This is a genomic window from Citrobacter sp. Cpo061 (assembly GCF_030332845.1).
Classification (GTDB): Bacteria; Pseudomonadota; Gammaproteobacteria; order Enterobacterales; family Enterobacteriaceae; genus Citrobacter; species Citrobacter portucalensis.
The window spans coordinates 428,980-453,535 of the sequence record NZ_JAOWHB010000054.1 but is presented as its reverse complement, the minus strand read 5'-3'; the positions used below and the strand labels follow the sequence as shown (position 1 = coordinate 453,535).

General features: G+C 50.8%; 23 protein-coding genes and 4 tRNA genes. 16 read left to right on the top strand and 11 right to left on the bottom strand.

Annotated features, from left to right (window positions below; translation table 11 throughout):
- Positions 1-22 precede the first annotated feature (22 nt).
- Both ligA and OGX97_RS22350 read left to right on the top strand, forming a co-directional pair.
- A complete protein-coding gene (gene ligA, locus OGX97_RS22355) occupies positions 23-2,038 on the top strand; it encodes an NAD-dependent DNA ligase LigA (RefSeq protein ID WP_060683464.1) in 2,016 nt (671 codons plus the stop codon).
- Between the two features lies 1 nt (position 2,039).
- Entirely contained in the window at positions 2,040-2,258 is a 219-nt protein-coding gene (locus OGX97_RS22350; RefSeq protein ID WP_032944144.1) for a DUF3820 family protein, read from the top strand.
- Here the strand turns inward: OGX97_RS22350 and OGX97_RS22345 are convergent.
- On the bottom strand, positions 2,255-3,253 hold the full coding sequence (locus OGX97_RS22345; RefSeq protein ID WP_032944142.1) for a bile acid:sodium symporter family protein: 999 nt from the start codon (positions 3,251-3,253) through the stop codon (positions 2,255-2,257). The two genes, OGX97_RS22350 and OGX97_RS22345, sit on opposite strands and share 4 nt — an antisense overlap.
- Before the next feature lie 89 nt (positions 3,254-3,342).
- Between OGX97_RS22345 and OGX97_RS22340 the strand changes: the two genes are divergently transcribed.
- The 7 genes from OGX97_RS22340 to OGX97_RS22310 all read left to right on the top strand — a co-directional run bounded on the left by OGX97_RS22340 (position 3,343) and on the right by OGX97_RS22310 (position 10,216).
- Positions 3,343-4,269 (top strand): LysR family transcriptional regulator, encoded by a 927-nt coding sequence (locus OGX97_RS22340; RefSeq protein WP_003834913.1) that lies wholly within the window; start codon positions 3,343-3,345, stop codon positions 4,267-4,269.
- A gap of 428 nt (positions 4,270-4,697) precedes the next feature.
- Complete coding sequence (locus tag OGX97_RS22335) at positions 4,698-5,789, top strand: YVTN family beta-propeller repeat protein (RefSeq protein ID WP_279850725.1); 1,092 nt, start codon at positions 4,698-4,700, stop codon at positions 5,787-5,789.
- 77 nt (positions 5,790-5,866) lie between these two features.
- The gene (locus OGX97_RS22330) at positions 5,867-6,262 is read left to right on the top strand and encodes a DUF302 domain-containing protein (protein ID WP_032944134.1); all 396 of its coding nucleotides are present in this window, start codon (positions 5,867-5,869) and stop codon (positions 6,260-6,262) included.
- A 229-nt stretch (positions 6,263-6,491) separates the two neighbouring features.
- The gene (locus OGX97_RS22325; RefSeq protein WP_008785396.1) at positions 6,492-6,761 is read left to right on the top strand and encodes a YdgH/BhsA/McbA-like domain containing protein; all 270 of its coding nucleotides are present in this window, start codon (positions 6,492-6,494) and stop codon (positions 6,759-6,761) included.
- Between the two features lie 325 nt (positions 6,762-7,086).
- On the top strand, positions 7,087-7,920 hold the full coding sequence (xapA, locus tag OGX97_RS22320) for a xanthosine phosphorylase (protein WP_008785395.1): 834 nt from the start codon (positions 7,087-7,089) through the stop codon (positions 7,918-7,920).
- Positions 7,921-7,976: 56 nt separating this feature from the next.
- Positions 7,977-9,233 (top strand): nucleoside permease, encoded by a 1,257-nt coding sequence (locus OGX97_RS22315; RefSeq protein WP_048234778.1) that lies wholly within the window; start codon positions 7,977-7,979, stop codon positions 9,231-9,233.
- A gap of 98 nt (positions 9,234-9,331) precedes the next feature.
- On the top strand, positions 9,332-10,216 hold the full coding sequence (locus tag OGX97_RS22310) for a LysR family transcriptional regulator (RefSeq protein WP_048234780.1): 885 nt from the start codon (positions 9,332-9,334) through the stop codon (positions 10,214-10,216).
- Between the two features lie 711 nt (positions 10,217-10,927).
- Here the strand turns inward: OGX97_RS22310 and OGX97_RS22305 are convergent.
- A tRNA-Lys gene (locus OGX97_RS22305) sits at positions 10,928-11,003 on the bottom strand.
- 4 nt (positions 11,004-11,007) lie between these two features.
- Positions 11,008-11,083: transfer RNA gene (locus OGX97_RS22300), tRNA-Val, on the bottom strand.
- A 258-nt stretch (positions 11,084-11,341) separates the two neighbouring features.
- Here OGX97_RS22300 and gltX point away from each other — a divergent pair.
- Complete coding sequence (gene gltX, locus OGX97_RS22295; protein WP_008785393.1) at positions 11,342-12,757, top strand: glutamate--tRNA ligase; 1,416 nt, start codon at positions 11,342-11,344, stop codon at positions 12,755-12,757.
- Between the two features lie 56 nt (positions 12,758-12,813).
- Here the strand turns inward: gltX and OGX97_RS22290 are convergent, their stop codons facing one another.
- Positions 12,814-13,206, bottom strand: a complete 393-nt coding sequence (locus OGX97_RS22290; RefSeq protein WP_125363395.1) for a MerR family transcriptional regulator — start codon at positions 13,204-13,206, stop codon at positions 12,814-12,816.
- Between the two features lies 1 nt (position 13,207).
- A complete protein-coding gene (locus OGX97_RS22285; RefSeq protein WP_003028277.1) occupies positions 13,208-13,570 on the bottom strand; it encodes a YfeC-like transcriptional regulator in 363 nt (120 codons plus the stop codon).
- 221 nt (positions 13,571-13,791) lie between these two features.
- Between OGX97_RS22285 and OGX97_RS22280 the strand changes: the two genes are divergently transcribed.
- Positions 13,792-13,867: transfer RNA gene (locus OGX97_RS22280), tRNA-Ala, on the top strand.
- A 42-nt stretch (positions 13,868-13,909) separates the two neighbouring features.
- Positions 13,910-13,985: transfer RNA gene (locus tag OGX97_RS22275), tRNA-Ala, on the top strand.
- Positions 13,986-14,124: 139 nt separating this feature from the next.
- Here OGX97_RS22275 and nupC read toward each other — a convergent pair.
- Entirely contained in the window at positions 14,125-15,327 is a 1,203-nt protein-coding gene (nupC, locus tag OGX97_RS22270; protein ID WP_003834893.1) for a nucleoside permease NupC, read from the bottom strand.
- Positions 15,328-15,600: 273 nt separating this feature from the next.
- Between nupC and OGX97_RS23315 the strand changes: the two genes are divergently transcribed.
- Together OGX97_RS23315 and OGX97_RS22265 are read left to right on the top strand one after the other, a co-directional pair.
- Positions 15,601-15,675, top strand: coding sequence for a hypothetical protein (locus OGX97_RS23315; RefSeq protein WP_418219455.1), 75 nt, complete (start codon positions 15,601-15,603; stop codon positions 15,673-15,675).
- The gene (locus OGX97_RS22265) at positions 15,672-16,910 is read left to right on the top strand and encodes an Nramp family divalent metal transporter (RefSeq protein WP_286592730.1); all 1,239 of its coding nucleotides are present in this window, start codon (positions 15,672-15,674) and stop codon (positions 16,908-16,910) included. Before OGX97_RS23315 ends, OGX97_RS22265 begins: the two co-directional genes overlap by 4 nt.
- A 32-nt stretch (positions 16,911-16,942) precedes the next feature.
- Here the strand turns inward: OGX97_RS22265 and ypeC are convergent, their stop codons facing one another.
- Positions 16,943-17,269: a DUF2502 domain-containing protein YpeC gene (gene ypeC, locus OGX97_RS22260; RefSeq protein ID WP_003834889.1), complete on the bottom strand. Its 327-nt coding sequence runs from the start codon at positions 17,267-17,269 to the stop codon at positions 16,943-16,945.
- A gap of 137 nt (positions 17,270-17,406) precedes the next feature.
- Positions 17,407-18,396, bottom strand: a complete 990-nt coding sequence (gene mgrA, locus OGX97_RS22255; protein WP_048234784.1) for an L-glyceraldehyde 3-phosphate reductase — start codon at positions 18,394-18,396, stop codon at positions 17,407-17,409.
- 182 nt (positions 18,397-18,578) lie between these two features.
- On the opposite strand from mgrA, the gene OGX97_RS22250 reads away from it, so the two are divergent.
- Entirely contained in the window at positions 18,579-20,231 is a 1,653-nt protein-coding gene (locus OGX97_RS22250; RefSeq protein ID WP_048234787.1) for an alpha-keto acid decarboxylase family protein, read from the top strand.
- Here OGX97_RS22250 and OGX97_RS22245 read toward each other — a convergent pair whose 3' ends face one another.
- The gene (locus OGX97_RS22245) at positions 20,232-21,467 is read right to left on the bottom strand and encodes an ion channel protein (protein WP_008785389.1); all 1,236 of its coding nucleotides are present in this window, start codon (positions 21,465-21,467) and stop codon (positions 20,232-20,234) included.
- A 204-nt stretch (positions 21,468-21,671) separates the two neighbouring features.
- Here OGX97_RS22245 and glk point away from each other — a divergent pair, with 204 nt between their 5' ends.
- Positions 21,672-22,637 (top strand): glucokinase, encoded by a 966-nt coding sequence (gene glk / locus OGX97_RS22240; RefSeq protein ID WP_100272062.1) that lies wholly within the window; start codon positions 21,672-21,674, stop codon positions 22,635-22,637.
- 26 nt (positions 22,638-22,663) lie between these two features.
- Here the strand turns inward: glk and OGX97_RS22235 are convergent, their stop codons facing one another.
- A complete protein-coding gene (locus OGX97_RS22235; RefSeq protein WP_235127042.1) occupies positions 22,664-23,686 on the bottom strand; it encodes a hypothetical protein in 1,023 nt (340 codons plus the stop codon).
- Positions 23,687-23,809: 123 nt separating this feature from the next.
- Positions 23,810-24,544, bottom strand: a complete 735-nt coding sequence (locus OGX97_RS22230) for a LytR/AlgR family response regulator transcription factor (RefSeq protein ID WP_003834866.1) — start codon at positions 24,542-24,544, stop codon at positions 23,810-23,812.
- Between the last annotated feature and the right edge of the window lie 12 nt (positions 24,545-24,556).

Below are 24,556 nucleotides of genomic sequence, written 5' to 3'. Positions count from 1 at the left end.
TTTTTATCATTGATGGTGCGATATGGAATCAATCGAACAACAACTGACAGAACTGCGAACCACGCTTCGCCATCATGAGTATCTCTACCATGTGATGGATGCGCCGGAAATTCCCGATGCGGAATACGATCGCCTGATGCGTGAACTGCGCGAGCTGGAAGCGCAGCATCCGGAACTTATCACCCCCGACTCGCCAACCCAACGTGTTGGCGCCGCTCCGTTAGCAGCGTTCAGCCAGATTCGCCATGAAGTGCCAATGCTGTCGCTGGATAACGTGTTTGATGAAGAGAGTTTTCTCGCCTTCAACAAGCGCGTGCAGGACAGACTAAAGAGTACGGATAAACTAACCTGGTGCTGCGAACTGAAACTGGACGGGCTGGCGGTCAGTATCCTGTATGAAAACGGTGTGCTGGTCAGTGCCGCAACGCGTGGTGATGGTACTACGGGTGAGGATATTACCTCGAACGTGCGCACCATCCGTGCGATCCCGTTAAAACTGCGAGGCGATAACATTCCGACGCGTCTGGAAGTGCGCGGTGAAGTGTTCCTGCCGCAGGCCGGATTTGAAAAAATTAACGAAGAGGCCCGCCGCACTGGCAACAAAGTGTTTGCTAACCCGCGTAACGCAGCGGCCGGGTCATTGCGCCAGCTCGATCCGCGTATCACAGCGAAGCGACCGCTTACTTTCTTCTGCTATGGCGTTGGTGTGCTGGAAGGTGGTGTGCTGCCTGATACCCACCTGGGCCGTCTGCTGCAATTTAAAGAGTGGGGATTGCCGGTGAGCGACAGAGTTACGCTTTGCGACTCTCCGGAGGAAGTACTTGCTTACTATCACAAGGTTGAAGAAGACCGACCGACGCTGGGATTCGATATCGACGGTGTGGTGATCAAAGTCAACTCTATGGTGTTGCAGGAACAACTGGGTTTTGTTGCCCGCGCGCCGCGCTGGGCGGTGGCCTTTAAGTTCCCGGCGCAAGAGCAGATGACCTTCGTACGTGATGTTGAGTTTCAGGTTGGACGTACCGGGGCGATTACACCTGTCGCCCGCCTTGAGCCAGTTCAGGTTGCCGGGGTGTTGGTCAGTAACGCCACCTTGCACAATGCGGATGAAATTGAGCGTCTTGGTTTGCGTATTGGCGATAAAGTCGTCATTCGCCGTGCGGGCGATGTCATCCCGCAGGTAGTGAATGTCGTGCTTTCCGAGCGCCCGGACGATACGCGTGAAATTGAGTTTCCCACACACTGTCCGGTATGCAACTCAGACGTTGAGCGTGTGGAAGGCGAAGCGGTTACTCGCTGTACCGGTGGTTTAATCTGCGGAGCGCAGCGTAAGGAATCGCTGAAACACTTCGTTTCCCGCCGCGCGCTGGACGTTGACGGCATGGGCGACAAAATTATCGATCAACTGGTCGAGAAGGAGTATGTCCACACACCAGCGGATCTCTTCACACTGACCGCAGGTAAGCTGACCGGTCTTGATCGTATGGGGCCGAAATCGGCTCAAAACGTGGTGAATGCGCTGGAAAAAGCAAAAGAAACGACGTTTGCCCGTTTCCTCTACGCGCTGGGTATTCGCGAAGTCGGCGAAGCTACGGCGGCTGGTCTGGCGGCGCATTTTGGCACCCTTGAGGCGCTGGAAGCGGCCTCTATTGAAGAGCTGCAAAAAGTGCCGGATGTCGGCATTGTGGTAGCGACCCACGTGTTTAATTTCTTTGCTGAAGAGAGTAACCGCGAGGTGATCGTCCAACTGCTGGCGCAGGGGATTCACTGGCCAGCGCCGGTGGTCATCAACGCTGAAGAAATCGACAGCCCCTTCGCGGGGAAAACGGTGGTGCTAACCGGGAGCCTGAGCCTGATGTCACGCGATGACGCCAAAGCGCGACTGACTGAGTTGGGTGCAAAAGTGGCCGGCAGCGTATCGAAGAAAACCGACCTGGTGATTGCCGGTGAAGCGGCGGGTTCGAAGCTGGCAAAAGCGCAGGAACTGGGTATTGCCGTGATCGATGAAGCTGAAATGATCCGCTTACTGGGTGCCTGAGATGGAAAAAGAGCAGCTGGTTGAAATCGCCAATACCGTGATGCCCTTTGGCAAATATAAAGGGCGTCGGCTGATTGATGTACCGGAAGAGTATCTGCTGTGGTTTGCCCGTAAGGATGAATTCCCGGCGGGCAAGCTCGGCGAGCTGATGCAAATCACGCTGCTGATTAAAACTGAAGGGCTGACGCAACTGGTGCAGCCCCTGAAACGCCCGCTCTAAGCCTTTGCGGCGTGGCTTTTCTGCTGCGCCTGCAATGCGTCCGTTTGTTGCTTGTAGCGACGTGCCAGCACGGCACACACCATCAGCTGAATTTGATGGAAGATCATCAACGGCAGCACCATCATTCCTATCACTGACGTCGGGAACAGAATATTTGCCATTGGGATCCCATTCGCCAGGCTCTTTTTCGATCCGCAAAAGACAATGGTGATCTCATCGGCTTTGTTGAAGCCGCATTTCCGCGCAACAAAGACGTTGATGCCAATCACAATTGCCAGCAATACGATGCTGACCACCACGATAAACAGCAGTGAGCCAATCCCCACTTTGTGCCAGATCCCGTTAACCACGGCTTCACTGAAGGCGGAGTACACCACCAGCAAGATGGAGGATTGGTCCGTTTTGGCTATCCATTTTTTATGTCGGGACACCCAGTTACCAATCCACGGACGTGAAAGATGTCCCAGTACGAACGGCAGCAGCAGCTGCAGCATGATTTTCCCCACCTGCTCCAGACTGCCTTCTGCGCCATGCATATTCATTACCAGGCCAACCAGTAACGGCGAGAGAAAAATACCCAGCAGGCTGGAGGCCGAAGCGGAACACACGGCGGCAGCAACGTTACCCCCCGCCAGCGACGTAAAAGCGATTGCCGACTGCACCGTGGCCGGCAAAATACACAGGTACAGGAAACCGGTGTACAGCATCGGGTCAACATTTACCGGTGCCCACCAGGCGAACAGAACGCCCAGCACCGGGAAAACAACAAACGTGCTGCACATCACCCACAGATGTAAACGCCAGTGACTACCGCCGGCAATAATGGCTTCACGCGAAAGCTTCGCCCCGTGCATAAAAAACAGTAGGGCAATGGCAGCGGTGGTTAAGCCTTCAAAGAAAGGTACAAAGCCACCTTCGGCCGGGAAAAAGGACGCCAGTAAAACGACCGTAATCAACGTTATCGTGAACGGATCAAGGATACGAAAAAGTTTCATAAAAGCTCCTGAAATTCGGTAGGAACATTTTGCGTTTTTCTGTTTGAGAAATAAAATTGATTTATTGCATCCATATATGAATCGAATAGATGAATTACTCTCTGCGTCAGCTCCGTATTTTTGTTACCGTCGCTCAGGCCAAAAGCTTTAGCCGGGCGGGGGATATCATTGGCTTAAGCCAGTCTGCGGTCAGCCACAGCGTTAAAGAGCTGGAAGGGCAGACGGGTGTGCGGTTGTTAGATAGAACAACGCGGGAAGTGGTGCTGACAGAAGCAGGGCACCAGTTGGCGGCGCGGCTGGAACGTATTCTGGATGAACTGCACAGCACGCTGCGCGAAGCAGGCCAGGTGGGAACGCAGTTAACCGGAACGGTGCGCGTTGCCGCCAGCCAGACAATATCTGCTCACCTTATTCCACAGTGTATTGCCCAGAGTAATCAGCTTTATCCAGCAATCGATTTTGTGCTGCACGATCGTCCGCAACAGTGGGTGCTGGAGAGTATTCGTCAGGGCGAGGTGGATTTTGGCATTGTGATAGATCCAGGTGCTGTGACCGATCTACAGTGTGAAGCGGTGTTATCCGAACCGTTCCTGCTGTTGTGTCGAGAGGATCATCCGCTAGCCCAACGCGAATGGGTAAATTGGCAGGATTTATATCATGAGCGCCTGGTATTACAGGATTACGCTTCCGGCAGTCGACCGTTGATCGATGCGGCACTGGCTCACTTTTCCATTGAGGCCAATATCGTTCAGGAGATAGGTCATCCTGCCACGCTTTTCCCGATGGTTGAGGCGGGGATTGGTATCAGCGTGCTGCCTGCGCTGGCGCTTCCTCTGCCACAGGGCAGCCATTTGCAGGTTAAACGCCTGACGCCGGTTGTGGAACGACAATTGATGCTGGCACGACGTAAAAATCGTTCTTTATCGACTGCGGCCCAGGCGCTGTGGGACGTAGTACGGATGCAGGCCAGTGAATTAACCGCCGGTCGGGCACGGGATCCTTTGTACCAGCTTTAACGATATGGCTGGTGTTTGTCATGTCGTTAAGTTTGGCTTTCAGTATCGATGAACTGATCGTTAACTTTTATATTTTTACCCGGCACCGGACTACCTCTTTATATTTATAAATTCTCCTGCGATATTCTTAGGCAATTGCTTAGCTTGCGGATTTGTAAGGCTATTTTAAATTATTACTTTTTTTCTTGACCTTCCACTTGCTGGAAGGTTGATACTCTTTATACGCAAGTACGGATAGCAGTATCTAATACAATGATGTATAGCGATTGATTAATGAAATGACTAAGCAATTTATACAGTAACTCGTTATAGGTAGAATTAACACGATCCCGATGGAGTAATATTAGTGACATGTTAAATAATCCTACAATAGCTGGTTGCTGAAACTAATCCGGTAAATATATTTAACTAATGGGGTATTGGCGGCGATGATAAGAAAAAATAAAATTTTAATTGCAATGCAAATTAGTATGCTGGCATGGTCTGGTTATACGTTTGCAGCAGACAGAGTGTATGTAGCAAATGAAGGTGCAGATTCAGTTAATGTACTTGATGCTGCGTCTTTAAAGACTGTAGATAAAGTACATGTTGGTAAAATGCCGCATAACGTTCAGGTGTCACCAGACAATAAAACAGTTTGGGTAACCAACCTTGGTGCTAACGGGACACATTCATCAGGCTCTGAACATATGGATATGAGTAAAGATGCTCATTCTGAGAAAATGGATATGGGCAAAGATTCTCATGCAGGCAAAAAGGAACATGGCGAAGTTTGGGTTATTAATGCCGAAAATGATACGGTTATTGCAAAACTTCCGGTTGGCGCACACCCTGCGCATGTTGTCGTCACCCCTGATGGGAAAATGGCGTATATCTCAAATAGTGCAGATAACACTATCAGCGTGATTGATGCAGAACATTTGAAAAATTTAACGACAATTAATGTAGGTAAATTCCCTCATGGCCTCAGAGTGAGTCCTGACGGTAAAGAAGTTTATATCGCGAATATGAAAGGGGGCTCGGTATCCGTTGTCGATACAGCCAGTAATAAAGAAGTCGCGCAGATCCCATTAGGTAAAATGCCAGCCCAGGTAGGTTTCTCACCGGACGGAAAACGGGTGTTTGTTTCCCTGTCTGGTGAAGACGCTGTAGCGGTGATTGATACAGCAACGCGTAAAGTTGTGAAGAAAATTAATGTCGGTACCGTACCAATCCAGCTGTTTGGCACTCCGGATGGTAAAAGCATGCTGGTAACCAATCAGGGCTCGAAGAGCAAGCCGGGTAACACAATAAACATGATTGATATCGCAAGCCTTACGGTAGCGAAAACCATCACCACTGGCGATGGGGCCCATGGCGTGGTTGTCGATAAAAATGGCAAGTATGCTTACGTAACTAACTCATTTGCAAACTCTGTTTCGAAGATTGACATTAATGAGCATAAGGTAGTGAACACGCTCCCGGTAGACAACAACCCAAATGGTATCAGCTGGGGCTCTGTCGAAGTGACGCCTAAATAACTGTGCTAGCATTTATCAATACCCGTCATTCGCTGGCGGGTATTTTCATGAATATTCTATAAATAAAGGAACGACAGATGAGAAAGCCGGAGCGGACAAAAACGCTGCCTAGTAAGTTCAATTTTGATGATACTGTAAACAGACTCGTCAGCGTATTAAATGCTAAAAATATTCGTATTTTTGTGCAGGTTGATCAACAGCAAGCGGCAACGGAAGCAGGTCTTGCTCTGCGACCGACGATGTTATTTCTGTTTGGTAACCCAAAGGGTGGTACTCCTGCCATGCAAGCAAATCCTCATGCGGCAATAGAGTTACCCCTACGGGTGGTTATTTGGCAGGATGACAATGGTGATACCCATATAGATTATCAGGATGCAAGTACTGTTCTGGAGTTTGACTATGGTGTTGCACATAATATTGTTGCTCCAGTTAGCATCCTGACAACCCTTCTTAACGAAGTGGCCGGTAATTAATTGCAAATAACACTAAATGCCTCGTGGATATTTAGTGTTATTTTTCTGCGTTTATTATGAAATATTTAACCCACTATAATAAACCTATTGAATAATACATATGATGTTCATTACTCTTCAATGTTTGTCGATTCGTCTATTTTATAAATAGGAGGGTTTTTGTTTGCAATATTATGTGAAGAGTATATCTTGATGCTCAAATATTAATATGTAAGTTATGAGGATAGTTATGAAAAAGACATTAGTCACATCATTGGCCGCTTCTTTGTGTTTTCTCAGTCTGTCTGCCTTTGCTGCTACAGAAATCTCGCAACAAGAAGCCAATAGTTTAAAGCATGTCAAGTCAATCACCGTAACGGAAAATACGGTGAATCAATGTATGCACAAAATTTCGAAAATGGCAGATAAAGAAGGTGCTGATTTCTTTGTTATTAAGAACTTCTCTTCTATAGGCAATGGTTCTCAGGCTGTAGTGACCAGCGAACTCTATAAGAAGTAAACAGCTGTTTCCCCCGTTTTAATTATTGATTAGCGAAAGTGTGTTGTTGTACCTGCTTTCGCTTATTAATAATCAACAAATGTTTGTCAGTCATTTGCAAGGCGGGCTTTGTCTGCCCACTCGTCTGACGAATTCCTGATGTGTTGGTACTCCTTGCCATTTCTGGCAGAAAAAAAATGTGAGTTCAGGCCGATTTAGCACATGCCATCTATACCGATTTACTATCGGTTATCGGGATAAACGGTATTGGTAATCGATTGCGTAGTCTCGCTATAACAATGCGGTACGCTACGTTATTTCGATTACTCAGTATTAAGGACATCTCATGAGCCACTCTCTTTTCTCGCAAAATCCCTGGTATAGCGCTGATATCATTCGTGGTTACAAACCGGATTTTACGCCGCGCGTAGCCTTTATCCTCGGCTCTGGCCTGGGGGCGTTGGCGGATCAAATTGAGGATGCGGTTGCCATCTCTTACGAGAAACTACCAGGGTTCCCGGTGAGTACCGTACACGGTCATGCTGGTGAACTGGTGTTGGGAAATCTGGCGGGAATTCCGGTGGCCTGTATGAAAGGACGTGGACATTTCTATGAAGGTCGCGGTATGACGGTGATGACGGATGCCATTCGTACGCTGAAGCTGCTGGGCTGTGAGCTGCTGTTTTGCACCAATGCTGCAGGCTCTTTGCGTCCCGAAGTCGGACCGGGTAGCCTCGTTGCGCTTAGCGATCACATCAATACGATGCCGGGTACGCCGATGGTAGGGCCAAACGATGAGCGTTTTGGCGAGCGATTCTTTTCACTGGCGAATGCCTATGATGCTGACTACCGCGCGATCCTGCAAACTGTTGCCGCTGAGGAAGGATTCCCGCTGAGTGAAGGGGTTTTTGTCTCTTATCCGGGGCCGAACTTTGAAACCGCGGCAGAAATCCGCATGATGCAAATTATCGGTGGTGACGTGGTGGGGATGTCGGTGGTGCCTGAAGTTATCTCTGCGCGCCACTGCGGTTTGAAAGTGGTTGCGGTGGCGGCCATCACCAACCTGGCGGAAGGTCTGGGTGATGTTAAATTATCTCACGCGCAGACGCTGGCTGCAGCGGAACTCTCCCGGCAGAATTTCATCAATTTGATCTGCGGATTCTTGCGCAAACTGGCCTGAATAACTAAAAAATGACCCCGCTTGCGGGGTCTTACTTTATGGCAAGGAACGGAAAAATGGGTATCGCATCTCGCTTAAAGCTCATGTCGTTTTTGCAATATTTCATCTGGGGAAGCTGGTTGGTAACCCTGGGTTCCTACATGATTAATACCCTGGATTTTACCGGTGCGAACGTCGGTATGATTTACAGTTCGAAAGGGCTGGCGGCGATTATCATGCCGGGCATTATGGGCATCATTGCCGATAAATGGCTACGCGCCGAGCGCGCCTATATGCTTTGTCATCTGGTGTGTGCGGGCGTGTTGCTATATGCCACAACCGTTACCGATCCGCAGACCATGTTTTGGGTGATGCTGGTTAACGCAATGGCGTATATGCCGACGATTGCGTTATCGAATAGCGTCTCATACTCGTGCCTGGCGCAATCAGGTCAGGATCCGGTCACCGCGTTCCCGCCAATTCGTGTATTTGGCACCATTGGGTTTATTGTGGCGATGTGGACTGTCAGCTTGATGGGATTGGAACTGAGCAGCGCGCAGTTGTATATCGCTTCAGGCGCATCGCTGCTGCTGGCTCTGTATGCGCTTACGTTGCCGAAAATTCCGGTTGCTGAGAAGAAAGCAAACACCACGCTTGCCAGCAAGTTCGGTCTGGACGCCTTTGTCCTGTTTAAAAAACCGCAGATGGCAATCTTCTTTTTGTTTGCGATGATGCTGGGGGCGGTGTTGCAAATCACCAACGTCTTTGGCAATCCGTTCCTGCATGATTTTGCCCGTAACCCGGAATTTGCCGACAGCTTTGTGGTGAAGTACCCCTCCATATTGCTTTCCGTTTCACAGATGGCGGAGGTGGGCTTTATTCTCACTATCCCGTACTTCCTTAAACGCTTTGGCATTAAAACGGTGATGCTGATGAGCATGCTGGCATGGACGCTGCGCTTTGGCTTCTTTGCCTTTGGCGATCCGTCGCCGTTTGGTTTTGTGCTGCTGCTGATGTCGATGATCGTCTACGGCTGTGCGTTTGATTTCTTCAATATCTCGGGATCGGTATTTGTCGAGCAGGAGGTTAGCTCTAACATTCGCGCCAGCGCGCAGGGGCTGTTTATGACGATGGTAAACGGCGTTGGCGCGTGGGTGGGATCAATTCTGAGTGGTATGGCGGTGGACTATTTTTCTGTCGATGGCGTCAAGGATTGGCAAACTATCTGGCTGGTGTTTGCCGCGTATGCGCTGGCTCTGGCGGTTATCTTTGCATTGTTCTTTAAGTACAAGCATGAGCCTGAACGACTGGCACAGAAATCACCGGCACATTAACACTCCATTGGCGGCGGGTTCTGATACCCGCCGTTTCATTTTCTGCGAGGCAATGTGGTAACTTTGCGCATTATCCTTTTTTCAGGAGCGCATTATCCATGGAACGCACGCACCGCATCGATCTGAAGTTACTGCGTTATTTTCTTGCTGTCGCAGAAGAACTGCATTTTGGACGTGCTGCTGCTCGCCTGAATATGTCGCAACCGCCGCTCAGTACCCATATTAAAGAGCTGGAGCAACAGCTCGGCACTTTGCTATTTATCCGTCATTCCCGCAGCGTGGCGTTAACTCACGCGGGAAAGATATTGATGGAAGAGTCGCGCCGACTGTTATCCAGTGCTAATCAGGCGCTGGCGAGAGTGGAGCAAATTGGTCGTGGTGAGGCAGGGCGAATTGAGCTTGGCGTTATCGGTACAGCGATGTGGGGAAAAATGCGTCCGGTGATGCGGCGTTTTATGAAGGATAATCCCAATGTTGAGGTGCTGTTTCGCGAGAACATGCCCGCGATGCAGATGACGATGCTGGAACGGCGTGAACTGGATGCGGGAATTTGGCGGATGGCTACGGAGCTTTCTCCCGGGTTTACCAGTTTGCGTTTGCATGAGTCCTCTTTTCTGGTTGCCATGCCGGAAGAACATCCTCTTACTGCCTGTGAGTCCATACCGCTGGAGGCGTTGAGAAATGAATATTTTGTCACAATGCCTTCCATTCATACTGACTGGGCATTTTTGCAGCGAGTTTGCCTGAGTGCTGGATTTTCCCCGATGATTATTCGTGAGGTGAGGGAGCCGCAAACGGTGCTGGCGATGATCAGCATGGGGATTGGTATTACGTTAATTGCTGACAGCTATGCGCAGATGAATTGGCCTGGCGTGGTATTTCGACCGTTAGAGGAACGTATTCCGGCGGATTTGTATATTGTGTATGACCAACTGCAGGCGACACCCGCGCTGGAGAAACTGGTAGCGGCATTGACGATGTGATGTCTGTGCCGGATGGCGACTGACGTCTTATCCGGCCTACGCGTGTTGTGTTGTCTGTGCCGGATGGCGACTGACGTCTTATCCGGCCTACGCGTGTAGTGTTGTCTGTGCCGGGTGGCGACTGACGTCTTATCCGGCCTACGCGTGCGGTATTGTCTGTGCCGGATGGCGACTGACGTCTTATCCGGCCTACGTGTGTAGTGTTGTCTGTGCCGGATGGCGACTAACGTCTTATCCGGCCTACGCGTGTTGTGTTGTCTGTGTCGGATGGCGGCTGACGTCTTATCCGGCCTACGCGTGTTGTGTTGTCTGCACCGGATGGCGACTGACGTCTTATCCGGCCTACGCGTGTTGTGTTGTCTGTGCCGGATGGCGACTAACGTCTTATCCGGCCTACGCGTGTTGTGTTGTCTGCGCCGGATGGCGACTGACGTCTTATCCGGCCTACGTGTGTAGTGTTGTCTGTGCCGGATGGTGGCTGACGTCTTATCCGGCCTACGCGTGTTGTGTTGTCTGTGCCGGATGGCGACTAACGTCTTATCCGGCCTACGCGTGCGGTATTGTCTGTGCCGGATGGCGGCTGACGTCTTATCCAGCCTACGTGTGCGGTATTGTCTGTAGGCCTGATAAGCGTAGCGCATCAGGCGATGCAGGTTCGAATCTTATAAATCGCAGATAGCAAAAAGGCGCCTTTAGGGCGCCTTTTTACATTGGTGGGTCGTGCAGGATTCGAACCTGCGACCAATTGATTAAAAGTCAACTGCTCTACCAACTGAGCTAACGACCCGAAGTGGTGGGTGATGACGGGATCGAACCGCCGACCCCCTCCTTGTAAGGGAGGTGCTCTCCCAGCTGAGCTAATCACCCCCGCTGTGTGGAGTCGCATTATAGGGAGAGTTGAAAATGAGTCAACGCATTTTCTAAAGAATTTGTTCGTTCGTCGTAAATTTAAACAAAACGATCGCAAATCAATCCATGCAGCATGATTTGTATACGAAAATGGCAAAGCGTGATGTTCCAACCTGAACAACATTGAGGAATCAGACCACAGTGATAGAATACGAGCCTGATAATCTTTCCAGGATTTGCCGGTTGTCGGCATCTTTATAAACGTAAGGCCATTTCATGAAAATCAAAACTCGCTTCGCGCCAAGCCCGACAGGTTACCTGCACGTCGGTGGTGCGCGTACTGCTCTATATTCCTGGCTTTTTGCACGTAACCATGACGGTGAGTTTGTGCTGCGTATTGAAGACACCGATCTCGAACGCTCCACTCCGGAAGCTATTGAAGCCATTATGGATGGCATGAACTGGCTGAATCTGGAATGGGATGAAGGCCCGTACTTCCAGACCAAACGTTTTGATCGCTACAACGCCGTGATTGATGAGATGCTGGAAGCCGGTACCGCGTATAAATGCTACTGCTCCAAAGAGCGTCTGGACGCACTGCGCGAAGAGCAGATGGCAAATGGTGAGAAGCCACGTTACGACGGTCGCTGCCGCCACGGCCATGAACATCATGCTGCTGATGAACCCTGCGTGGTGCGTTTTGCCAACCCGCAGGATGGATCCGTTATTTTTGACGACCAGATCCGTGGGCCGATCGAATTCAGCAACCAGGAGCTGGACGATCTGATCATCCGCCGTACTGACGGTTCCCCGACCTACAACTTCTGTGTTGTTGTCGACGATTGGGATATGGAAATCACCCACGTTATTCGTGGTGAGGACCATATCAACAACACTCCGCGTCAGATTAACATCCTGAAAGCGCTGAATGCGCCGGTGCCGGTTTATGCACACGTGTCGATGATCAACGGCGACGACGGTAAAAAACTCTCTAAACGTCACGGTGCGGTCAGCGTTATGCAGTATCGCGACGACGGTTACCTGCCGGAAGCGCTGCTGAACTATCTGGTGCGTCTGGGCTGGTCCAGCGGCGATCAGGAAATCTTCACCCGTGAAGAGATGATCAAACTGTTCTCCCTTGGTGCGGTGAGCAAGTCTGCCAGTGCGTTCAACACCGAAAAACTGCAGTGGCTGAACCATCACTACATTAATTCGCTGGCACCTGAATATGTGGCAACGCATCTGCAATGGCATATTGAGCAGGAAAATATCGATACTCGCGTCGGCCCGCAGCTGTCTGAGCTGGTTAAACTGCTGGGTGAGCGCTGCAAAACGCTGAAAGAGATGGCGCAGAGCTGCCGCTACTTCTACGAAGACTTTGCTGAGTTCGATGCGGATGCAGCTAAGAAACACCTACGTCCGGTAGCGCGTCAGCCGCTGGAAGTGGTTCGCGATAAGCTGGCTGCTATCAGCGAGTGGACGGCAGAAAACGTGCATCACGCGATTCAGGCAACCGCTGATGAGCTGGAAGTGGGTATGGGTAAAGTTGGGATGCCGCTGCGCGTAGCCGTAACCGGCGCGGGTCAGTCTCCGGCGTTAGACGTAACGGTGCATGCGATTGGTAAATCCCGCAGCATTGAGCGTATTAATAAAGCGCTGGCGTTTATTGCTGAGCGTGAAAGCCAGCAGTAAGACCGGTTGAGCGATGAAACAACGGCAGGAGCGCATCCTGCCGTTTTTTTTGCCTGTTATTCAGACTCATCAATACCCAGACGGGTAAGGAAAGTGCGAATACCTTCGCGCGAAATATACATTGCCAGCTTTTCTTGTTCCGTTGGGGACATGTTGTCCAGTGCGCTAATTATCTGGCGACAGGCGTGACTACGCACCACGTGGGTGTATTCTGCCAGCGGTTCCTCAGCCTGATAAATTTCAGGGGCTTTGCGAAAAGCCGGAATATTGAGCAGAAACGTACGGACGCTGGAGTCGATATGGATCAGTCTTGCACGACCCCCTTTAATGCCGGGAAACTTTTCGGTGGTCCAGTTTTGTTCTCTGATCCAACGATTGACGGTTTGTTTGGCAACCCCGAGACATTCCGCCAGTTCTTCGGTCGTCATTTTGCTGCGTAATTTTTTCATATTATTTGTTGTCGCGGATCCCTAAGCGTTGTAACAAACCCGTAATGCCTTCACGCAGGATCAGTGACGTAAACATTTTTTGTTCTGACGGAGTCATCTCTTTGGCGAGCCTAATCAGTAGAGCTTCGATAGAGGTATCGCCGGATAACGATAAATTATCTGATAAACCTTCGGCTGAACGCTCAGCACTGCGAATGTATTCACGAACTTGTTCGGTGACGTGAACCAGACGCGCTTTACCGCCCTGTACGCCTGGTTTTGGTGATGTAGCCCAACCCTCCTTGCGCACCCATTTATTGATGGTCTGTCGGCTGTATCCGGTCAGATTAGCAAGTTCTTCTGGCGTCATCCGTTCCTTGAACATAACGATTCCCTGAATAGTCGTGGGGTTAATTAGTGGCTCATTTTATAGCACCATTTTAGTAGAAACCGTGACGCGTTTAACTACTGAATGCGAGTTGTTACGCAATGTTCTTCATTTGACTGCTTTTTCAGCGATTGAATTCTATGAGTTAATTTTGCCGTTGACACACGCGAAGGGAATTCATATGATGCCGCCCGTCAACTCGACAAGCTTTACGTAATGGGGCTATAGCTCAGCTGGGAGAGCGCTTGCATGGCATGCAAGAGGTCAGCGGTTCGAGCCCGCTTAGCTCCACCAAATTTAATCCCAATAAATTTGGTACGTACGTAATAGCATCGTGGGGCTATAGCTCAGCTGGGAGAGCGCTTGCATGGCATGCAAGAGGTCAGCGGTTCGATCCCGCTTAGCTCCACCAAAATTTAAACCCTCGCTGAAAAGCGGGGGTTTTTTGTTTCTGTTTCCACCCTGTATCTCTTCGGTTTGCTGAATAGCAGGCATAAAAAAACCGGGGAGAAGAATCTCCCCGGTCTTATCAATACGACGTTATCTTACGCTTACAGCACCAGTGCGGCGATAGATGCAGACAGTACGCTCACCAGCGTAGAGCCGTACACCAGCTTCAGACCGAAGCGGGAAACCACGTTACCTTGCTCTTCGTTCAGACCTTTAATCGCACCGGCGATAATACCGATGGAAGAGAAGTTAGCGAAGGAGACCAGGAACACGGACAGGATACCTTCTGCACGCGGAGAGAGCGTGGCGGCAATTTTCTGCAGATCCATCATCGCAACGAATTCGTTGGAAACCAGTTTGGTTGCCATGATACTGCCCACCTGCAGCGCTTCGCTGGACGGCACACCCATTACCCATGCAACAGGGTAGAAGATGTAGCCCAGGATGCCCTGGAAGGAGATGCTGTAGCCAAACCAGCCGGTCACGGTGGCGAACAGGGCGTTCAGGGCTGCGATTAGCGCGATGAAACCAATCAGCATCGCTGCAACGATAATTGCCACTTTGAAACCTGCCAGGATGTATTCACCCAGCATTTCGAAGAAGCTCTGGCCTTCGTGCAGGTTAGACATCTGAATGTTTTCTTCGCTGGCATCAACGGTGTACGGGTTGATCAGCGACAGCACGATAAAGGTGCTGAACATGTTCAGAACCAGCGCTGCAACCACGTACTTCGGCTCCAGCATGGTCATGTACGCGCCGACGATAGACATGGAAACGGTCGACATCGCCGTTGCAGCCATGGTGTACATACGGTTGCGAGACATTTTGCCGAGAATATCTTTATAGGCGATAAAGTTCTCGGACTGACCCAGGATCAGGGAGCTGACGGCGTTGAAGGATTCCAGCTTGCCCATACCGTTCACTTTGGATAACAGGAAACCAATCGCGCGGATGATAACCGGCAGAACGCGGATATGCTGCAAAATACCGATAAGAGCGGAAATGAAGACGATTGGGCACAGCACTTTCAGGAAGAAGAATGCCAGGCCTTTGTCGTTCATGCTGCCGAAGACAAAGTTTGTCCCTTCATTAGCGAATCCGAGGAGTTTTTCAAACATCTCGGAGAAGCCTCTCACGAAGCCCAGACCGACATCAGAGTTCAGGAAGAACCATGCCAGTAACACTTCAATAACAAGCAATTGAATAACATAACGAATGCGGATTTTTTTACGGTCACTGCTTACCAGCAGTGCGAGTACCGCAACCACGGCAAGGGCCAGGACGAAATGAAGAACGCGGTCCATATTTGCTCCAAATATGAGGCAGGTTTAGTTTTCGTGCACATTCTATGTAACAACCATAAAGAAAACGAGATCAAACACACACTATAATAAGGACCTGTGACGAGATTCAAAATTAGTGATCGGTGATACACTTCTGTTATGTTTAGTATGGAAGTGAAAAGTTATGTCATTGTGCTAATCTCATAACAATAATTAAACATCTCACCGGTATTTCCAGAATCCTTATCGATCCATAGACAAACGCTATCAGAGAAATCAACTTCACCCATTAAAATGAATTTGATAATCATTCTCAACAGGCGTAGCTTGAAACATAGCAAAGGCTATGTTTCTGAGGCACTAAAATGACTAACGATCGCGTTGAGAGTAGCACTGGACGGGCAGCGCGCAAGTTGAAGCTCGCATTAATGGGACCTGCGTTCATCGCGGCGATCGGCTACATCGATCCGGGCAACTTCGCCACCAACATCCAGGCAGGGGCCAGCTTTGGCTATAAACTATTGTGGGTGGTGGTCTGGGCAAATCTGATGGCGATGCTGATTCAGGTGCTGTCGGCAAAGCTGGGTATTGCCACGGGTAAAAACCTGGCGGAGCAAATTCGCGATCACTATCCTCGTCCGGTGGTGTGGTTCTACTGGGTGCAGGCCGAAATTATCGCCATGGCGACAGACCTTGCTGAATTCATTGGTGCCGCGATTGGTTTCAAATTGATCCTCGGCGTGTCGTTATTGCAGGGGGCCGTGCTCACCGGTATCGCGACTTTTTTGATTCTGATGTTGCAGCGCCGTGGGCAAAAACCGCTGGAAAAAGTGATTGGCGGCTTGCTGCTGTTTGTAGCTGCGGCTTACATTGTGGAACTGATCTTTTCCCAGCCGAACTTCGCGCAACTTAGCAAGGGAATGGTTATCCCGAGCCTGCCTAATTCTGAAGCGGTGTTCCTGGCGGCTGGCGTGCTCGGCGCGACTATCATGCCACACGTCATTTATCTGCACTCTTCCTTAACTCAGCATCTGCACGGCGGAACACGTCAACAGCGCTATGTGGCCACGAAATGGGATGTGGCAATCGCCATGACGATTGCTGGATTTGTCAATCTTGCGATGATGGCGACGGCTGCCGCTGCATTTCACTTTAGCGGGCATACCGGTATTGCCGATCTCGATCAAGCGTATCTGACACTTGAACCGCTGTTGAGTCACGCTGCGGCGACGGTATTCGGTTTAAGCCTGGTGGCTGCGGGACTTTCTTCTACCGTGGTCGGTACGTTGGCCGGGCAGGTGATGATGCAAGGGTTTATCCGCTTTCACATTCCGCTTTGGGTACGCCGTACCGTTACTATGATGCCATCATTTATTGTGATTTTGATGGGACTGGATCCGACGCGTATTCTGGTGATGAGCCAGGTATTGCTCAGTTTTGGTATTGCACTGGCGCTGGTGCCGCTACTGATCTTTACCAGTGACGGTAAGCTGATGGGCGATTTGGTGAATACCCGTTGGGTAAAACAGGTAGGCTGGGTGATTGTTGTGCTGGTGGTGGCGCTCAATATCTGGCTGTTGGTAGGAACCGCACTCGGTTTGTAAAAACAAAAGGGCCCGTTGGCCCTTTTGTTACATTAATGATGATGTTTGTGGCCACGCCCGCGACCGCGGTGGTCGTCACGATCGTTCCAGCCTTCACGATAACCACGCTCATAAGCTTTGCGTTTGTCCCAGCCACGATGGTAGCCATTGTCATGACGCCACCAGCGATTTTTGCGCCACTCATAGTTATGGTGCCAGTAATCCCGGTCGCGCCAGCGGCCGCCATCCCAGTAGTTACCGTAGTTATCGCGATCGCCAATTTGTAATTTTATTGATGGCAGCAGGGTGATTTCGCCAGCGTTCGCGGCCAGCGGTGTAAAAGCCAATAAGACTGCCGCCAGAATCAGTGACCTGAACATGTTTTCTCTCCTTCACGATCGAGCCGTAGCCGGCCTGTTAACGTAATATTACGGGGCAGTAAAGCCCCGTTTCATCGCCTTAACTCTTAAATCGCAAGTGAGAGCACTTTTTGTTAATAAATGTGTCTTTATTTCAATCAACTCAGGATAGCATCAATCTCCGCGCACTCTTCAGACGTAAAGTGACGGTTTGCCAGCATACCGACAGCGTCTTCAATCTGCGCCGTTTTACTCGCGCCAATCAGCACGGACGTGACTTTGTCATCCCGTAACACCCATGCTAGCGCCATTTGGGAAAGCTTTTGCCCGCGTCGTTCTGCCAGCACATTCAGCGCCCGCACTTTTTCCAGTTTTTGTGGAGTGATCTGGTCCGGATTCAGAAAGCGACTGGTGCTTGCCGCACGAGAATCCGCAGGAATGCCGTTCAGATAGCGGTCGGTTAACTGTCCGCCAGCCAGCGGTGAGAAGGCGATACTGCCGACACCTTTTTCCTGTAATAACGACAGCAAGCCACCTTCGACCCAACGTTCAAACATGGAATATTTGGGCTGGTGAATAAGGCATGGCGTACCTAAATCGTCGAGTATTTCAATCGCCTGCCTGGCAAGATCTGCCGGATAGTTAGACAACCCGACGTACAGCGCTTTGCCCTGACGGACGATGTGATCCAGCGCGCGCATGGTTTCTCTGAGCGGTGTTTCAGGGTCGGGGCGATGGTGGTAGAAGATATCGACATACTCCAGCCCCAGACGCTTCAGGCTTTGATCGAGACTGGCAATCAGATATTTGCGTGAACCCCAGTCACCGTAGGGGCCTTCCCACATGGTGTAGCCCGCTTTTGTGGAGATAATAAGCTCATCTCGCCACGGTAAAAAATCTTCCTGCAGGATCCGACCAAAATTACGTTCTGCCGAACCCGGTGGTGGACCATAGTTATTTGCCAGATCAAAATGGTTGATCCCCAGATCGAATGCGCGCTGTAACAATGCGCGACTGTTCTCGACCTGTGTGGTATCGCCAAAATTGTGCCACAAACCCAGAGAGACAATCGGGAGCTTGAGGCCGCTCTGACCGCAGCGGCGGTACTCCATTGTCTGATAACGATTTTCATCTGCGTGATAAACCATGTCACCCCCCTTCCACGATGCGTGTGCCTTTCAGTGTATACGGTTACACCGTCGATTCTTCAATGAATTTTTACCGCCAAAACTGTAAATCCTGCTTTCCACCCCTTCACAGCGACTTTCCTGGACAGTCATCACAGTTCTTCGATACTCAACATGAGGTTACCGTCAGAAGGATAGCTGTCATGCAAACCCCGTATTCCGTTGCTGATTATCTGCTGGACAGGCTGGCAGGCTGTGGTGTCGGCCATCTCTTTGGTGTGCCGGGCGATTATAATTTGCAGTTTCTTGACCGCGTGATTGAACATCCCAACGTATGTTGGGTCGGGTGTGCGAATGAATTGAATGCGGCTTATGCGGCAGATGGCTATGCCCGGGTATCCGGGGTTGGGGCGCTGCTCACCACGTTTGGTGTGGGGGAGTTAAGCGCAATTAACGGTATCGCGGGTAGCTTCGCGGAATATGTTCCTGTTTTGCATATTGTCGGCGCACCCTGTCGCGGCGCGCAGCGTCGCGGAGAGTTGATGCATCACACTTTGGGTGACGGTGACTTTCAGCATTTTTACCGCATGCAGCAGGCAGTAACAACGGCCAGCGCGATACTGGATGAACAAAATGCCTGCTATGAAATTGACCGTGTGTTGCGAATGATGCTCAGCGAGCGCAGGCCGGGCTATCTGATGCTACCTGCTGATGTGGCTAAACAGCCTGCTACGCCACCGAATGATATTATGAGAGTTCCTCTGAGCGAGCCGGAAAGCAGCGTGATAGAGGCGTTTCGCTACCATGCCCGTGAACGATTGCTGGACAGCCCACGCGTAGCGTTGCTGGCCGACTTCCTCGCGCTGCGTTTTGGTCTGCAGCCGGTTTTACAGCGCTGGATGGCGGAAACGCCGATGGCTCATGCCACGTTGTTGATGGGCAAAGGACTGTTTGATGAGCGTCACCCGGCGTTTGTTGGCACGTACAGCGCTGGAGCCAGCAGCGATTATGTACGTCAGGCGATAGAAGATGCCGATACGATAATGTGTGTCGGCACACAATTTGTCGACACCCTCACTGCTGGGTTTACACAACAGCTACCGCAGGATCGCACCATTGACGTTCAGCCCCATGCGTCACGAATTGGATCCCACTGGTTTAACATCCCGATGGAGCAGGCGGTCACCACATTACGTGAGTTGTGCCTGGAAATGTCGTTTTCTCTACCGCCAGAACGTCCGCCAATTAGGCGTGTTCAGGTTGAGAAGGGCCCACTGACGCAGGAAAACTTCTGGCACACGGTGCAGCAGTTTCTGAAGCCTGATGACATTATCCTCGTCGATCAGGGAACCGCCGCCTTTGGCGCGGCTGCGCTCTCACTACCTTGCGGGGCGGAAGTACTGGTTCAACCGTTGTGGGGATCTATCGGCTACGCGCTCCCGGCGGCATTCGGTGCGCAAACGGCCTGTCCGGACCGTCGGGTGATCCTGATTATTGGTGATGGCGCGGCGCAGCTCACCATTCAGGAGCTGGGCTCCATGCTCAGAGACGGGCAATCGCCGGTTATTTTACTGCTCAACAATGACGGTTATACCGTGGAGCGGGCCATACACGGGGCAAATCAGCGCTATAACGACATCGCCGCCTGGAGCTGGACGTCGGTGCCGCAGGCGTTTAGTCGTGAATGTCAGGCCGAATGTTGGCGGGTGAAGCAGGCGGTACAGCTGGAAGAGGTGCTGGCCCGGTTGTCCCATCCGCAACGACTGTCGTTAATTGAGGTGGTGCTACCGAAAGCCGATCTTCCTGAATTATTGCGCACGGTGACCCGTGCGCTGGAATCTCGCAACGGCGGATAGCTATTTATCAGGGCGCTCAGCGACCATCATCGGTTTGCCCGCCAGCAACAGCCAGGCGGGCAGCATGACGATGCACAGCAGCGGCAGCAGGGTGGAATCTGGCACCACCACTGCTGCCATAAACAGGCTCAGCCAGGCGTCACGGGTGACGACCAGCACCAGCCCGAGAATAGAGCAAGAAACCGTGATGGCAGCCGGCACCGCTTCAACATGGGCGTGCAGCATCAGGCCAAGCGCGACGCCAACGAATACCGCCGGGAAGATTCGTCCGCCGCGAAAACCACTCGCCGCTGCAACCACTAATGCCGTTAGTTTGATCACGGCGAGCATGAAATAATCTGATGTCCCCAGCGTTTGGCTAAACGCCATCTGCTGCATTTCGTCCAGTCCCTTAAACAAGGTAAGCGGCCCGCCGATAACACCCAAAATGCCAAGGATAAAACCGCCTGCCCCGAGGATCAGCACCGGGTGTTTTAATCGATGCATTAAATGGTGCAAACGCGGCAGACACCAGACGGCAACCATCCCAGCGGCAATGGCGATGGCAGCAACAACCGCGCCGCTGAGGATATCGATCAAGTGCATCTGCGTGTAGTGCGCGATGGGTAGTGAAAAATGGGGGTGAAAAAACAGGCTGGTGGTTAGCGAACCCGCGGCGGCGGCCATTAACGGTGCAAACAGGCGATCCCACAAGGGCACATCGTTTGAGCTATTCAGCGTTTGCGAAAATATCAGCGCGGCGGCAACGGGGGTACCAAATAGCGCGCCGATGGTACCGGCAGAGGCGAGAATGGTCCAGTCCAGCTTTGCAATGCGCGGAAACATGCGGCTACCAAGTGCCACTGCCAGAGCGATATTTACGGTCATGATGGGGTGTTCCGGACCCAGACTGACGCCACCCGCGAGGCCGAGGATTAGTGCTGCCAGCAGGCCCGGTATTGCTGACGTTGGCACCGGCATACCAATTAACGGTTCACAGGCCGGATCCGGGCCTGCGTGGCCATGGCTGTAACGGATTACTAACCCGACCATGATCCCCGTGAGTGTCAGCATACCGATAATCCAGACCGGAGAGTCCTGGGCTATACCGATGCTAACAGGCAGACGTTCCCACAAAAACTGCTGTAAAACGGAAGCCACTTTCATCACAACGATCAACACCAGGCTGGACGCTATGCCAATGATTAGCGCTGGGGTTGATAGCAAGAGCATCGTTCTGGCTCGCGGATGGAGCATTTTCTATTCCTTAAAACAGAGTCATAGACATAGTTTGCACAGCCTGTCTGACGACATCGCTGCAAATGGTGCTGAAACGATAAAGTAATTGTGTGATCTGGATCGATTTTCCACGGGCATCAGCCTTCAGACCGTTGTTGTTATGTCCCCATGAATTTACAGTGTGGCAAAGATTTATTCTGACTTTAGCGGAGCAGTGGAAGAATGACAAAATATGCTTTAGTAGGGGATGTTGGCGGCACCAACGCGCGTCTTGCTCTGTGCGATATTGCCAGCGGCGAGATTTCGCAGGCAAAAACCTATTCCGGGTTGGATTTTCCAAGTCTGGAGGCGGTGGTGCGCGTGTACCTGGATGAGCATAGCGTTAGCGTTGAAGATGGTTGTATTGCCATTGCCTGTCCGATAACCGGCGACTGGGTGGCAATGACCAACCATACCTGGGCGTTCTCTATTGCTGAGATGAAAAAAAACCTGGGCTTCAGCCATCTGGAAATCATCAATGATTTCACCGCTGTGTCGATGGCGATCCCGATGCTGAAAAAAGAGCATTTAATCCAGTTTGGTGGTGCGGAACCTGTTGAAGGTAAACCTATTGCTGTTTATGGCGCAGGAACCGGGCTCGGCGTGGCGCATCTGGTCCACGTGGATAAACGCTGGGTAAGCCTCCCTGGTGAAGGCGGCCACGTGGATTTTGCGCCTAACAGCGAGGAAGAGGGAATTATCCTTGAGGTTCTGCGCGCGGAAATAGGTCACGTGTCCGCAGAACGCGTGCTGTCTGGTCCGGGACTGGTGAATCTGTATCGCGCGATCGTCAAATCTGACGGACGCCTGCCGGAAAATCTGCAGCCGAAGGATATCACCGCACGGGCGCTGGAAGATTCCTGCATTGACTGTCGTCGTGCGCTGTCGCTGTTCTGCGTCATCATGGGACGTTTTGGTGGCGATCTGGCGCTAACGCTGGGCACATTTGGCGGTGTGTACATCGCCGGCGGTATTGTGCCGCGCTTCCTCGACTTCTTTAAAGCGTCGGGCTTCCGCGGTGGTTTTGAAGATAAAGGCCGTTTTAAAGCCTACGTGCAGGATATTCCGGTGTATCTGATCGTGCACGATAATCCTGGACTACTTGGCGCTGGTGCGCATTTACGTCAGACGCTGGGCCACATTTTGTAAGGTCAGGGCCGGATGGTGCTCAGCGCTTATCCGGCCTTGTCGTTCTGGCTGTTCATATTTTCTAAAATTATCTTGATCATCTGTTGTTCAAATAAATCGGCATGCAGGTATCTTGTGTTTTTATATTTTTTATCGGTATCCAGATAGGGTTGATGCAAACAACATTCTGGCGGCGTGCATGAGATCAGGGTGTTAATAAGGTCAATTGGTTTAGGGTATTCAACAAATAGAGGGCCATGGCGATAGTTATTTTTATTTTGCCATTCCGCCAGATCGTCCATGAAACACTCTGCGGTTGGTTTTGGCATCGCGCTGGCTTTATCTTTGCCCAATACAATATAAGCCATGTTGTATAACCCGTGCGCGTATGGCCAGAACATTTTATGGAGCTTAGTTAGTCCCGGTTCTCTCAATGCAGATACGCTTTTACAATATAAATCGAGTTGTGTCCCTGCTTCTGTCACATCCTCATCCAGGAGCGCCATCAGGTAGCGGAGGATGAACATATCGCTTGCTGTCTGCTTCGTGGCCAGTACCTTTTGCGCTCTTTTTCTGGCATCCACTGCAAAGTCTGCACGTTTGTACCACACCGCCATCATTAAATTCGTCATGGCCAGGTTAACAGGGTGACCGTTATCACTCATACCAAATTTTTCAGGCAATAAGAGTGGTACTCGGTCAAATAAACCCGCGGCAAGAATCTCTAGTGTCGTCCATACATTAATACTGTGATCGCAGCCTGAGTCCACACCCTGCGTCACATGTTTAATCATCGCAGACTGTCTCAGGGATAAGTGTAGAGATTCCATATCATTTGACTGTATCGCGGTTTTATATCCTAATAACTCCGGGCTGCGCTTCATGCGCAGCATAAAAAGCCATGAACTCAGCTGTTGTTGCAGTGAATAATCCAGATGGCATTGTTCATGAATATCCAGGCACTCGGCTAAATAATCGTCCGTACTTATCCAAATCAGGGCATTTTTTTCCGCTTCTTTTGCGTATTCGCGTAGATACGTACGTTGATATTTTTCGCTCAGCTTCGCCATGACATCACCTGTAAAAAATAGAGTGACGACCAATATACTACAAACTTAGTTCCGCTATCCCGTTCGTTGCGGAAACGACTGAAAGCGTGCGCTGTACTTTCCATTCGTCACGCTTTTTCAGCACTATAAATGCATTAATTGTCTGAATTCTTTCACTTTGCTCCGACTAACCGGGATTTCAAATTCCAGATCCTTTAAACGCAGAATATAAGTGTTGTTAAACCAGGGTTCGATCTCGCGGATTTTATTCAGATTTACGCAGAACGAGCGGTGGCAGCGGAAGAAATGCGAAGCCGGCAGTTTGCTGCAAAATTCGCTGATGTTCATCGGCATGACGTATGATTCTCGTCGCGTATAGACGAACGTCATCTTTTCATGCGCTTCAGCGTAGTAGATGTCGTTGATTGGGGTCACGATGATCCGCTCATCTTTGATCAGGTTGATCGTATCGTTTTCGCGGGCCACCGGACTTACAGGGGACGTTCCCGTTTGCTGTTGCTGCCAGGCGGCTTCCAGCTTTTGCAGCATGCTGACAATGCGTGATTCCTGGTACGGCTTCAGAATGTAGTCAAAAGCTTCCAGTTCGAAGGCTTCAACAGCATGCTCTTTCCACGCGGTAATAAACACAATAAAGGGTTTATGTGCGAACTGGCTGATATTTTGTGCCAGCAATACGCCGTCCAGCGAGGGAATATTAATATCCAGAAAAATGGCGTCAACGCGGTTGTGCTGGAGATATTTCAGCACGTCCAGACCATCGTCAAACGTGCCGACAATCTCCATCTGGCTGTGCTCTTTTATCAGCCAGCTCAGTTCCTGTTGGGCCAGGAATTCATCTTCAACAATGATGACTTTCACGACTTCACTCCT